At 35.1% G+C, this 12,511-nt stretch carries 13 protein-coding genes; 6 read left to right on the top strand and 7 right to left on the bottom strand.

Translation table 11 applies throughout. The features are described from left to right. The 6 genes from hemC to gap form a co-directional block, all read right to left on the bottom strand. Positions 1 to 666 (bottom strand): hydroxymethylbilane synthase (gene hemC / locus IHO40_RS03870; protein WP_225536847.1); only part of this gene is annotated, 666 nt, incomplete at its 3' end. 1,284 nt (positions 667 to 1,950) lie between these two features. After that, positions 1,951 to 2,178, bottom strand: a complete 228-nt coding sequence (locus IHO40_RS03865; protein ID WP_225536846.1) for a recombinase family protein — start codon at positions 2,176 to 2,178, stop codon at positions 1,951 to 1,953. Beyond that, the gene (locus IHO40_RS05870; RefSeq protein ID WP_255585993.1) at positions 2,165 to 2,299 is read right to left on the bottom strand and encodes a hypothetical protein; all 135 of its coding nucleotides are present in this window, start codon (positions 2,297 to 2,299) and stop codon (positions 2,165 to 2,167) included. The genes IHO40_RS03865 and IHO40_RS05870 overlap by 14 nt, the downstream gene beginning before the upstream one ends. A 15-nt stretch (positions 2,300 to 2,314) precedes the next feature. Then, positions 2,315 to 2,518: a recombinase family protein gene (locus IHO40_RS06090; protein WP_225536849.1), complete on the bottom strand. Its 204-nt coding sequence runs from the start codon at positions 2,516 to 2,518 to the stop codon at positions 2,315 to 2,317. Positions 2,519 to 3,444: 926 nt separating this feature from the next. Beyond that, positions 3,445 to 4,212: a twin-arginine translocase subunit TatC gene (tatC, locus tag IHO40_RS03855; protein WP_225536845.1), complete on the bottom strand. Its 768-nt coding sequence runs from the start codon at positions 4,210 to 4,212 to the stop codon at positions 3,445 to 3,447. Then, the gene (gene gap, locus IHO40_RS03850) at positions 4,209 to 5,195 is read right to left on the bottom strand and encodes a type I glyceraldehyde-3-phosphate dehydrogenase (RefSeq protein ID WP_225536844.1); all 987 of its coding nucleotides are present in this window, start codon (positions 5,193 to 5,195) and stop codon (positions 4,209 to 4,211) included. The genes tatC and gap overlap by 4 nt, the downstream gene beginning before the upstream one ends. Positions 5,196 to 5,358: 163 nt before the next feature. On the opposite strand from gap, the gene IHO40_RS03845 reads away from it, so the two are divergent. The 6 genes from IHO40_RS03845 (at position 5,359) to IHO40_RS05865 (ending at position 11,200) form a co-directional block, all read left to right on the top strand. Next, positions 5,359 to 5,646 (top strand): hypothetical protein, encoded by a 288-nt coding sequence (locus IHO40_RS03845; protein WP_225536843.1) that lies wholly within the window; start codon positions 5,359 to 5,361, stop codon positions 5,644 to 5,646. Positions 5,647 to 5,758: 112 nt separating this feature from the next. Continuing rightward, entirely contained in the window at positions 5,759 to 8,203 is a 2,445-nt protein-coding gene (gene pheT, locus IHO40_RS03840) for a phenylalanine--tRNA ligase subunit beta (RefSeq protein ID WP_225536842.1), read from the top strand. An 851-nt stretch (positions 8,204 to 9,054) separates the two neighbouring features. Next, a complete protein-coding gene (locus IHO40_RS03835; protein ID WP_225536841.1) occupies positions 9,055 to 9,225 on the top strand; it encodes a hypothetical protein in 171 nt (56 codons plus the stop codon). Between the two features lie 585 nt (positions 9,226 to 9,810). After that, positions 9,811 to 10,083 (top strand): type II toxin-antitoxin system RelE/ParE family toxin, encoded by a 273-nt coding sequence (locus IHO40_RS03830; protein WP_368666769.1) that lies wholly within the window; start codon positions 9,811 to 9,813, stop codon positions 10,081 to 10,083. 605 nt (positions 10,084 to 10,688) lie between these two features. After that, entirely contained in the window at positions 10,689 to 10,916 is a 228-nt protein-coding gene (locus tag IHO40_RS03825) for a hypothetical protein (RefSeq protein WP_225536840.1), read from the top strand. A 149-nt stretch (positions 10,917 to 11,065) separates the two neighbouring features. Further along, a complete protein-coding gene (locus tag IHO40_RS05865) occupies positions 11,066 to 11,200 on the top strand; it encodes a hypothetical protein (RefSeq protein ID WP_255585992.1) in 135 nt (44 codons plus the stop codon). Between the two features lie 183 nt (positions 11,201 to 11,383). On the opposite strand, the gene dcd is transcribed toward IHO40_RS05865, so the two are convergent. Continuing rightward, positions 11,384 to 11,941 carry a dCTP deaminase gene (gene dcd, locus IHO40_RS03820; RefSeq protein ID WP_225536839.1) on the bottom strand — a complete coding sequence of 186 codons (558 nt, stop codon included), beginning with the start codon at positions 11,939 to 11,941 and terminating at the stop codon, positions 11,384 to 11,386. Positions 11,942 to 12,511 lie beyond the last annotated feature (570 nt).

Below are 12,511 nucleotides of genomic sequence, written 5' to 3'. Positions count from 1 at the left end.
TGCCCTTATAAAAGACATATTATTATTAATTTTCTCTAAAAGATCGATAATTTTTACATCATTTTTTCGACATTGAATGCAAATTGCTCCCTGCCCTACTGCACTTAACATAATTTTTGGTGGTAATACCTCTGTAACTAAGTGATGTTTCTTTAACCTTATGAGCCCTGCTTCAGCTAGAACTATTCCATCAAAACTATGATTTTCCAATCTAGTTGTCACATTTCCACGAAGTGGCACTATATTTAGATCTGGTCTGAAGTTTAGTAGCTGAACTTTTCTTCTTATTGAGGAAGTTGCAATCAATGCTCGTTGCGGCAAAGACTCAAGGCTATTATATTTATTAGAAATAAACGTATCGCATGGACTTAACCTCTCTAAGACACAAGGAATTGCTAAATCTTTCGAGAAAAATGCAGGGACATCTTTCAACGAATGAACTGCCATATCTACATTACTCTCAAGTAGTTCAGTCTCGATTTCTTTGAGGAACAGTCCTTTGCCTCCTATTTCGGTGAGGTTTGCATTGGTATACTTATCACCAGAAGTTTTTATTTTAATGATCTCAGCAGATAAACCAGGAAAAGAGTCCAGCAACTTTTGTTTTGCCTCTAAAGCTTGAGCAATAGCAAGACTGCTTCCTCTGGTACCTATCCTGATTAACATGTATATAGGCTATTAAAATTTCTTAGGTGAATACTACCAGTATCCCTAAGTAATGTGACATGAAATATTATAGAATTCAAGTCTGTGATTGCTAGGTCCATAAGTTGCATTATCTGCATTTTATCGGCATCCTATAAGGATAATGTAATGTAGATATTATGCCGATGAAGTTTATACCAAGCTATGCAATTTTTGTGTCAAAACGTGCTTTAAACTCCCGTGACAATATTATAAACTTTGACTTTATCCATCTTAGGCACAATTGGACAAGTTTTTTTATTTGAAATATGTCTTAAGATCAAATTTTTTAGGTAAAAAACTAATAGCTAACAGCAAATTCTGAACCTATTTGTATAGCTTAGGTACCAAAGCTCCCGTGACAATATTATATATTTTGACTTCATCCATTTCGGGCAAGGGTAAACAAGCTCTTTTATTCGAAATACTATGGCTATGCAATCAAGGCTAACCTCAATTCTCTTGACTAGTTTCTTTATTACACTACGTCTGCTATCCAGTACAGTTGATCAAGCTCTGGTTTAATACTAGAGGAAAACCTCTTTAGGCTGTTTGCAATACTACCTAACTTCCGTTGTGCTACTTCCTAATCTTTTATCTTTTCCTTCTGCTTTTTAACTTTCTCCAAATCTTGCTTTACCTCCCTCATTCTTAGCTTAAAACATTCCTTATCCATGTGCCCTTTGTTATAATAGTAAGTGAGCCTTACGATACTCTACTTAACCCGATTTCTTTCTTCTCGAGATTGCACTCTAAAGTATAACCATCAATGAGTATTTCAATACTTCTATTTAACCTATCTTCCTATTTCTCAAACGTTTCATCTAATGGTTTATCATTTCTATGTTCTAGAATTCTATATTGATACTTCTTTATAATTCTGTCTGGCTTTTTTTATGAGCTTTTCACTTCTTCCCAGACAGGAGTTTCGAATATTTCTGTACGAATTGACTTACTACTACATATTCCGATTTCATCACAATAATAAAGGTTCGAACCACTACGACGATAGTAACTTCTTTTAGTACCGCCACTCTTTATACTGTGATAGGTATATCAACAATGTCAACATACAACGAGCCTTTGTAGCAAAGACGTTTCTTTACCATTCCTTACTCTTGCTTTTTTCCTATTCTCAGCCAGTTGTTCTTGTACTGCATCAAATAATTTCTCTTCAATTATACTTATATTGCTATATGAATCCAATTTTTTCGGTTGTTATGATAGACGGAATAGTTCGTTTCGCGCATTTCCCACACTACCTCTTTATTTTATTCGACCTACCTTCGTTTTACCAAATGCCGTTTGCCCTTTGTATGCAAGATTTCTCAAGATCCCACTAATTGCACTTGGATGCCAATCTCTTTTGCCCTTTGGTGTAATAATACACATCTCTTTCAGTCGTTGTACAGCTTCTCTTAAAGTCACTCTTTCTTGACCTACCCACGCAAACAGTCTGAGCACTATTTCTGCTTCCTCTTCAATTAATTTCAAACCTTGCTTCCTCTCTCACTATGTGCTTTACATAACGGTAACCATAAGGAGTATTGCTCATTATACTTGCACGACCTTCTCTTGCTGCATGGGTTTTCCCTAGTAGATTTCGTTCTATCATCTTCCAATGCAAGTGTTATGCTGCTATTCCTTGTATATCTAGTAGTCTAGATTCTGGACTATCATCTATCTGGCAGTTCAAAAAGATTACCTTTGCTCCTGCTTTTTGAAACTTTTCAAATAAAGTTATCAGATGTTTATGTTTACGTGACAAACGGTCAGGCGAATGAACGTAAATTTTACCAATTTTACCTTCTACTACTTTACCAAGTAAATATATAAACCAGGTCGCTTTAAATTTGATCCGCTATAACCATTATCGATGAATTTATATTCATTTAGCAGCTCGAACCCATCCTTATCAATTCTACTGTTGAAGTCAGCAAGTTAGCTACCTATTGTGCCTTCTTGTGCTTGCTTTTTCGATGAGACTCTCGCATATAAACTTACTACTTTCATTTTAATGCGCTTTGTAAGGTCTTTTACTATTAGTAATTTATTTCCATTCTGTAAATATACTAACCTTTTATGTCTAATGAGTTAAGCTTACTGTATGCCAGTGTCAAGCATACATTTGTTGTTTGCTAGGGCAGTGTGATAAATATTGTAACAGATTTTGCCTAAAACACAAGGTATTATCCAAGTAGCCTACACCGGAATCTAGGATGCTACTTTGGCAATAAATATTAAGAAATTTGCCAAATAAAAAAAAGCCTAGTTAATATCTATTTAAGAACTTGGCGTTAATGCTCTATACGCTTGACAAGTAGCTGAACTTGGGATTATAAATACCTATAGTTTTATGATAAGGGAAATGTCAAAACCTGTTGAGCATTTTTTTATGAAAAAAAATGAGATTAGTTAAAATTTTAGCTAATTAAAAAAGACAAAAGAAACTTCACAATGTGAGTTGTTTACTATTCTCTCAAAAACTTGGCGTCCGGTTTTCTCTTATACCGCTTAATAAGTAAGGTCCAGCTAATGTAAACAAAAATTTATAAAAACATGCAGGGCCCTTGCTGCAAAAATAAAACATAACAAGTCTTCTTTTATATTGTGCTTTTGTCACTTAATATAAGGTTAAAGATAAATTTTAGCCTAAAACACCAATGATAATATGGTAAAAGGACTACGAAGGTTGTCAAGTAGCTGATTTGTTTTTGTCGAATCCAACACGCTGTTAAAAGCTATATGGTTATGCAAACGTCAAGCATTACTCTTTGTTTTCTTCTTCTCAATATATCTGCAAACTAAAATGGACAATTCGTATAGAATCAACATTGGTACAGCAAGTCCTACTTGGCTCAATACGTCAGGTGGAGTTAAGATTGCAGCAATAATAAAAATTACCACTGTTGCAATTCTGCGCTTGTTCGACAAGCTTTGCGCGGTAAGCAGCTCAACCCTGACCATTAATGTGAGTATGACTGGAATTTGAAATGCAGTACCAAACGCAAACATGAATTGGAGAACTAGGTCTAAATATTCACTGACTGATGGCATAAACTCTATTGGTATACCGAAAGATTTGCCGCTGTGCTCGAAAGCAATAAAAAACTTCCAGGCTAAAGGAAATATGTAGTAATAAACTACTGCAGCTCCCGTTGTAAACAAAACTGGCGTTGCAATTAAATATGGCAACAGCACTGCCCTTTCGCTTTTGTATAAGCCAGGTGCTAAAAACACATAGAATTGCCATGCTAACACAGGAAAGGAAAATAAAAGCGCGCTCATTACTGCAACTCGGAGATACACAAAAAACGCCTCTGTTAAGTCTGTATAGATTAGAGAAAAATCATCGCTATCTTTTGTAACTTCTATTAAAGGTGCAAGTAAAAAACGGTATATATTTTCTTTAAAGTAGTAGCAAAAGCCAAAAGTAATGCAAAAAAATAGAAAGCAAAAAATAACCCTTCTCCTGAGTTCTGCAAAGTGCTCATAAAATGAAGCATATTTGTTTGGGTTCTTATTCATACTCTATTATAGCACAATAATGCTATGTCTAACATTCTTAGCGAAAAAGCCCATTCATTATCGTACCACGCTGCAACTCTACAAACATCACCTGTGGCGTATGTACCGGCTAGATCTACAATCGCACTATAGGGGTTATGAACAAAGTCTATTGAAACTAAAGGTTCCTTGCATACGGAAAGCACATCGTTTGTTGAATTCTCAAATATTTCATTTATTTCTTCAGCTGTTGCTTTCTTGTCAGTTGTAAATCTAAAATCAACCAGAGAAACATTGCTAACCGGAACTCTGATGGCAGTGCCATCTAGCTTTCCTTTTAACTTAGGAATGACAGAACCAATTGTTTTTGCTGCTCCAGTTGTTGTTGGTATCATAGATAAACCACAAGCCCTTGCCCTACGTAAGTCCCTGTGATTACCGTCGAGAATATTCTGATCATTCGTATAGGCATGTATAGTAGTCATGAAGCCGCTTTTTATACCTAAATTGGAGTGTAGAACCTGCACAATCGGAGCCAGGCAATTTGTAGTACAAGAACCAGCTGATATAACTTTATGCTCTTTTTTGAGCATATCGTTATTCACACCATAAACTATAGTTACATCGGCATCTAAAACTGGAGCAGAGACAATTATTTTTGCCGCATTATGCTTTGCTGCTTCCACACACCTGTTAAATGCACCTGTGCACTCAAGCACTACATCAACATTCCAAGGGATATTCTCAGGGCTTCGTTCTCTATATAGAAGAAAATTTCTGCCGTTTATAGAAATCCAATTTTTAGACTCGTTGAAATCAACATCACCACTGAATTTACCATGAATGGAATCGTATTTTACCAAATGTGCATGCTGCTCAGCACTGAGTGACCCGTTTACTGCTACAACTTCTACTTGCTTATTATATTTTTCTATTTCAAAAATAGCACGCAATACACTTCTGCCTATTCTGCCAAGACCGTTAATCCCTACACGAATTTTCATTTCTTCATTCAAAAAGCTTAATTATAGAGGATAAAGAACAAGAATCAAAAGGTTTACATACAAAGTTATCTAAACTCATTTCCTAATCCATAGTTAAAGTTGTTAAACAACTTGACTTAACATGTTACCTTAGTTATAATTTAATTTTTTAGCAAGGTATATCATGAATGAAATAGATTTTGTCAACATTAATCAACCTCTAAACCTAGAACAGGAATTCGGCAACGGGTATATCAAATTGACTGATCATTCCTTTAACGAAGGCACTGGCCATTATCATATGGAAAGCGAAATACTAGATGAAAGCCATCATATAATAGGAAACTTCACTATTGATACTTACATTTGTAACTTCCATATAGATGACCACAATATGAATACTAAACTCTGCATAGAAGTGGATTTCAAAGGTGACATGAGAAAGACAAATTCGCTACGCAAGGATATATAGAATTACGATAATTTCTACATCATTGCTCGTGATGTAGAAGTATTCCACTACAACAAACTTTAAAAGCACTACATTTTATATTACAATAGCTTTTTTGTTTCTCTTGGGATCGATGAAATTCACATTATCTTGGTTGCTAGAACACTTAGAAACCAATGTTAGTTTAGAAGAAATTACCGATAAGTTAACTCACATAGGGTTGGAAGTAGAAGATGTAATCGATAATGCCAAATCGGCTGGGTTTGTTATTGCAAAAGTATTAGAAGTCGTGCCCTATCCAAATGCTGATAAGTTAAAACTATGTAAAGTAGACGATGGAAGTAAAGTCCTGCAGATAGTTTGTGGGGCAAGCAATGTCAGAGGAGGCATGAAAACTGTACTTGCGTCTCTTGGTAGCACATTGCCAGAAAGTGATTTTACAATTAAGCCCACAAAAATACGAGGAGTGCTAAGTGAAGGAATGCTCTGCTCTGCTTCTGAACTCGCGCTGGTGCAAGAAGAAAGTGAAGGAATAATTGAGCTTTCTGATGATTATAAAGTAGGAGACAAATTTTTCAATTGTGATCCTGTAATTGATATAAACGTTACTCCAAACCGCGGAGACTGCCTAGGCGTTTATGGAATAGCCCGCGATTTGGCAGCAACTGGAATTGGAACGTTAAAGGCTTTAACTTGCTTTGGTGTCATTCCAGCGCTTGACTCTGGAATCCAAGATAAATCCCAGTTTTTGGCTACCTTGATGAAAAGGAATTCTTCTATAAATGTCAAAGTCACTGACGGAGAAAGTTTTATTAGTGGAACATACATTGCCAGTGTAAAAAATAGGGAAAGCCCAAAATGGCTAAAAGATAGGCTGCAATCGATAGGAATGCGTTCCACTTCTGCAATAGTTGATATTACTAATTATATTATGATATCTTTTGGCCGCCCAATGCACGCATATGATGCAAAAAAGATAGAAGGAGAGCTTGTAGTACGCAAAGCAAATAGCGGAGAAAAATTTACTGATTTAAACGATAAAGAATACTTATTAAATAAAGACATAAATGTTATTTCTGATGATAAAAATATTCATGCAATTGCTGGAATTATAGGTGGCAAGTGTAGCAAATGCACGCTTGAGACTACAGATATCTTTTTAGAGTCTGCTTGGTTTGACCCTATCTCTACTACTAAATCTTCAAGGCAGCTCGGCATCTCCACAGATTCAAGTTACAGATTTGCACGTTCAGTTGACCCTGGATTCACTCTTGATGGACTAAGCCTTGCAGCTTGGATGATTTTAGAGTTATGTGGTGGAGAAGCCTCAAGTGTGGTGTCTGCTGGCAATTTATATAAGGAGCACACCTCTGTCATCCAAGTAGCTGATACTGGGATCCAGAAAAGAATATGCTGGAATAGTACCAAGATAAACCTTAACTATCAAGACATAAACAAGTTTGGAAGTGTATCTGCATCGCCTGACGAGACATTTGATATTTTAACAAAATTAGGATTTAGCATTGATAAAAAAACTGAGAATAATTGGAGTGTACAAGTACCAAGCTGGAGACCAGACGTTGCCATACCTGCTGACCTAGTGGAAGAGGTAGTGAGAATATATGGCTATGATAAAATAAAGGAAGAACCACTAACAGGAAATATTGAGACAGAAACTAATGCGCACGATGATTTGCGCATTTTAATGACAAGTAGAGGATTTTATGAAGTGTTTACTTGGTCTTTTATGAGTGAATCAATAGCTGAAAAGCTTGGTTACTCAGATAAGTTGTTTGTTATCGACAATCCATTTAATAGCAACTTTAACATAATGAGGCCAAGTGTTATACCAAATTTATTGCAAATTACTGCAGACAATATTGCCCATGGAACGTCTGATCTTGCAATTTTTGAGATTGGACCAGTGTACGATAGTCTCAATCAGCCTAAGTATGTTTTAAGTGGAATTAGGTCAGGAAATAATTTGCCAAGAAACCATTATAATATCGACAGGAAAATAGATATTTTTGACGCAAAGGCTGATCTTATAACAGCTTTGGAATTCTTTAATGTCGATTGTGATAATTTAACGATAGAGAGAGCAGAAAAAGAATATTACCACCCAGGAAAGTCAGGTACCTTATCTTTTGGAAGTAAAATAGTTGGTCATTTTGGGAAACTGCATCCAAGCATACTGGATTTTTTTGATATCAAGCAAAGAGTTGTAGGATTTGAGTTGATATTAGAAGATATCAGAAATTTACCTGTAAGTAGAAAAAAGTTCACCGATTATAAATACCAAAGTGTAAAACGCGACTTTGCGTTTATTGTAAATAAAGATGTAGCAGCAGGTAATATAATCAATATGGTGAAAAAAAGTTCAGATCTCATCACTGAGGTTTTAGTGTTTGATGTATACCATAGGGATAATATGGAATCGAATAAGATGTCCATAGCATTATCAGTTACTTTCTGTTCTCCAACTCACACTTTAACCGAAGAGGAAATCCGAAAAGAATCAGGTGCTATAGTTAACTTAGTACGTGAAAATACCGGGGGGGTTTTGAGGCATAGCTAATTTTAACTTTGCAGCTATGAGTATCACTAACAAAAGTTACTATGGTATGTATTTTAATGTAATTGTTATGCATATTAACAACTTTTTTTTATTGAGAAATTCAGAAAGATATTGTAGAATTATTATAGTAATAGACTTCGGTAAAACTCATGGCGGATTCAAAGGTTGTTATAACCCTTAATTCAAAAGCTTTACATATACTCAGCTAGCTGCATTCAATAAAGAGTCCGTTGAAAAACTAGCAAAAAGGTTAGTCATAGATGGAATTGAGTGTGAAATTGAAAATATCGTGCTTTCTAGAATTATCAAGGAAACTGATTCTCATGATGCGTGGGTGATTAGGAGTGGGAATGTAGACTAGGGTACATATTATCCGCAAGAAGCAAAACCATAAATTATGAAGTATGATGTTGGCACCCGAGAAGAATTCTTAAAAAAGATTTTCTTCCCTTATCGCCAGAAATAAGAAAAAAAATAAGAAAACTCATAGAGGATAAAATTGCAGCTAATCCATTTAAGGTCGGTAAGCTGTTAAGTGGAAAATTGAAAGAATATAGAGAAGCCTAAGGACTAGAGATTGCCTGTTGTGTACCGCTAAACATGCAGAACATAAGATAATTACTGCTTCAGTAGGATACAGAAAGAACTTCTATGATAAGACAACATTGAATTTACTGTAGTGAACATTAAATGTATTTCTACACACCCCTTTTCCTGATCCATTTTCTTTATTGAAAAATTAAAAGGAAAATGTTGTATACTAACTATAGTAATAGACTTCAGTAAAACTTATGGCAAACGCTAATGTAGCTTTCAGTAAAGAAACTCTATAGCATTTTGCTAAACTGGTTGTGCTCACTAAGCAGACTACTCAAGAACTAGCGGAAAGGCTATTTAGAGAAGCAGTAGATCGTGAAATAGAAGATTTTCTAGTATCTAAAATCTCTGATGAGCGTGATGTTGAAGGCGTGGAAGTGATTAAAAGTGAAGATGTAGATTGGGATACACTATTATCTTCGTAGGAAAAGTTATCAGGGAAGGTCTCCCAAATCTTCCAAAAAACAATAAAGTGGGGATCGTAAAGGCAATAAATGAACGATTTACAGTTGATCCAATAAACCTTGGTGAACCACTATATTATAGTTTAAAAGGGCGTAGGAGGTTAAGAGTAGGTAACTATCGCTTGGTTTGCAAGTAAGTCAGTCAAAATACACAGTAATTGTCACAGAGATAGGACATAGAGATACTATCTACGATAGATAAATATATCTGTAGACAATTAAATGTATTTTTATACAGCTCCTTCTCCTTATCCACTTTCTTTATTGAAAAATTAAAAGAAATGTTGTACACTAACTACAGTAATAGACTTTGGTAAAGCTTATGGCAGGTTCAGGAATTAACATAGCTCTTGATCGAAAAACTTCACACACCTTACTAGACTAGCTGAAGTTACCAAGGAGCCTGTTCAAAAATTAGCAAAGAGGCTAATTTTAGAAGAGATAGAATGTGAGGTAAAGGAAATTGCATTAGCTGATATTGTTAAGGAATGTGAAGCTTCAGGCTCAGAAACAATTAAGTATGAAGACTTAGAACAGGGGTGAAGTATTTACAAAATTGAGCTTTCAAAGAGGTATGCTGAAAAGGATTTTCCAGCTCTGCCAGAAGAGACAAAATCTGCTGTTAAAAAAGCTATAGAAGAGGAGCTTAAAGTTAAACCAACTAAAGTCGGTAAACCATTACGTGCTAAATTACGAGGATATGGAAGACTAAGATTCGATAAATATCGTCTTATCTATCATGTGAATATTTCAAAACGCAAAGTACTTCTCGTTGCAGCAGGACATAGAGATAACTTTATAATCAGGCGGGATTGTTAGATTTACTACCAAAACTTTAAATATATTTTTATATAGCCTCTTTTCCTAATCCATTATCTACTTAGGCAGCTTTGCTCGAATCAAAAAATCGAGACTTTTTGAACCTTATATACTATTTAGATTAATACAGTTTTTTTTGGCATCCATTTGGCAAGAAAATAACCAATAAATTCAGTTACTTATGGTAACTAATCAGAGCTTTTCTTAAGAAGAGCGCACAGCGAGTCATATTATTATGGATCTGTGATAACTAAAAATGCAAAATTTGCTTAACTTTATATTGAATACTAGTATAGTTCAGTATTATTATAAAGGCTGGTAGTGGAAATGAAACTTGAAATGTTAGAAGAGAACGGTAACAAGAGTCTTATCTAGTGTAAAATGGATTATTAATGCTAGTCAAAACTATAAGCCAACTAGTTCTGGAAAAAAACTAATCAATGTTTTTTCGCTTTTTCCAATTATTGTCCCCGATGCTATAACTGGGTCACTAATTGCTTGTACCTACCTCTTCTTGAGCGCTACTAGTGCTCAAAAGGAAGGCTCTAAATTGTCTAAAGTAGTGAAAGGTTTAGCCTAGAATTCTAATATATATTGTTGCTGCTGTGGTTATAATTCTGTGCATTGTACTAAATCTAGTAACTCCACTTATACCATTCATCATTTTTCTGGCTATCAATAAAGACGTATTCAACCAAAAAAACACAAATATAGAAGATAACCAAGATCAAACAGTAAATAAAGTTAAGGTGGACAATGATGAAGAGTACAGCAAACTTATTGAAGGAGAAGTTAATAAGTTAGGGAAACAAGATAATACAGAGCAGAATTAACCAACTGCCAACTCATGCCAACCATTAACTAATAATCTACCACATAATCGACCAGCAACAAAGTAATATCTAGAAAGGGTAAGCAGACTATGGACCAGACTGCTATAGTGAAGGATATAAACAATAATGATATATGAAACGGTAAAGCAGTGGTTCGAATAGCTGGAAATGATCGTCACTTTGCTGTTGGCGGCATTGCTTTCGGATATGATACTAATCAACGAAAGGATTTTGCTTTTGCTGCGGGATTGTCATGTAGTGTAGCTGGTAGACATAGGATTTAGCTTCAGTGCGTGCGAAGGAGATGATATACAAAAAGCAGAATGAGCGCTAATGCAAAGTAAATTAGTACAAACTATGCTATCATCTGGTAATGATAGAATGTTATCTATAGAGCAACACAATAGCGCAAGACAACATGAAACCTAATTATGGGTGGTAGTGGAAGCTATCACTCTTACAGCAATTCACTTAACCAGCGGTAAAGTAATGCCGCACTGCTTCATATACTTTCCTCTCATGTCATCATATGATTTTTCGCACTCGCTTTCACCACTTAAAAACACGAATTGACACGCTCCCTCATTAGCGTAAATTTTTGCAGGAAGTGGAGTGGTGTTTGAGAATTCGAGTGTGACGTGACCTTCCCATCCAGGTTCAAGGGGGGTAACGTTTACTATAATTCCACACCTTGCATAGGTTGATTTACCAACACAAATAACTAGTACATTCCTTGGTATAAGAAAATATTCAACTGTACTTGCAAGTGCAAAGCTGTTTGGCGGAATTATGCATACATCTGTTTCCTTATCTATAAAACTATTCTTGGAAAAATTCTTAGGGTCCACCACAGCTGAATTGACGTTAGTAAAAATCTTGAATTTATTGCCAATTCTTGCATCATATCCATAAGATGATAGTCCAAAAGATATAACACCTTTACTGCTTTTGTGATCCACAAAAGGCTTTATCATTCTAAAGTTTTCAGCTTTTTCTTTTATCCATTTATCCGGCATAACGGCCATAATTGTTCTCTAAAGTTGTGTAATACTTACAATAATATAAAATAAAATTTAAATGTAAACTACAGGCCTAGCAATTTGCATTATTCCAGCGTCAGTTAAACAACTGCATGAATATTGTGATATAAGCCCCAAAGTGATATCATCCAAGTAGTCCAATGATGTCATTCTAGCGAGTGACGCTGGTTAGCTATAAAATTCAAGAGGATATTTAAGAAATTTATCAAATAGAGAAAAAAGCAAAAGGAACCCTGGTCAGTATTTATTTTTAGTGTTGGTATTTTTATGTCTTAAACGCTGCAATTTAGCTGCTTTTAAACGCAACTAGTCTAAGCTATAATATTTAAGAAATTTACCAAGCAGAAAAAAAAGACAATAAAATCCCAAGTTAGCTAGTTATTCCACTCTCTATTTTAAAATCCGGCGTTGGGTGATGTCCTAAACTACTTATAAGCGCGTTTCAGCTTGTATGGGTAAAAACCCCGAAGTTTTAAAAAGACATGAAGTGCACATAGTCGAAAATTAAACAATAATACGCCAAATACAAGTTTTCTTGTCATTTTAATCTGCACA

This window comes from Wolbachia endosymbiont of Mansonella ozzardi (genome assembly GCF_020278625.1).
GTDB lineage: Bacteria > Pseudomonadota > Alphaproteobacteria > Rickettsiales > Anaplasmataceae > Wolbachia.
Note: the sequence above shows the minus strand (reverse complement) of the source record. Positions and strands in the feature narration are given on the sequence as shown.

Excerpts from the sequence above, each read along its gene's own strand:
- IHO40_RS05870 (WP_255585993.1), bottom strand. The coding sequence starts at position 2,299 with ATGATAGAACGAAATCTACTAGGGAAAACCCATGCAGCAAGAGAAGGT.
- tatC (WP_225536845.1), bottom strand. The coding sequence starts at position 4,212 with ATGAATAAGAACCCAAACAAATATGCTTCATTTTATGAGCACTTTGCA.
- gap (WP_225536844.1), bottom strand. The coding sequence starts at position 5,195 with ATGAAAATTCGTGTAGGGATTAACGGTCTTGGCAGAATAGGCAGAAGT.
- IHO40_RS03845 (WP_225536843.1), top strand. The coding sequence starts at position 5,359 with ATGAATGAAATAGATTTTGTCAACATTAATCAACCTCTAAACCTAGAA.
- pheT (WP_225536842.1), top strand. The coding sequence starts at position 5,759 with ATGAAATTCACATTATCTTGGTTGCTAGAACACTTAGAAACCAATGTT.
- dcd (WP_225536839.1), bottom strand. The coding sequence starts at position 11,941 with ATGGCCGTTATGCCGGATAAATGGATAAAAGAAAAAGCTGAAAACTTT.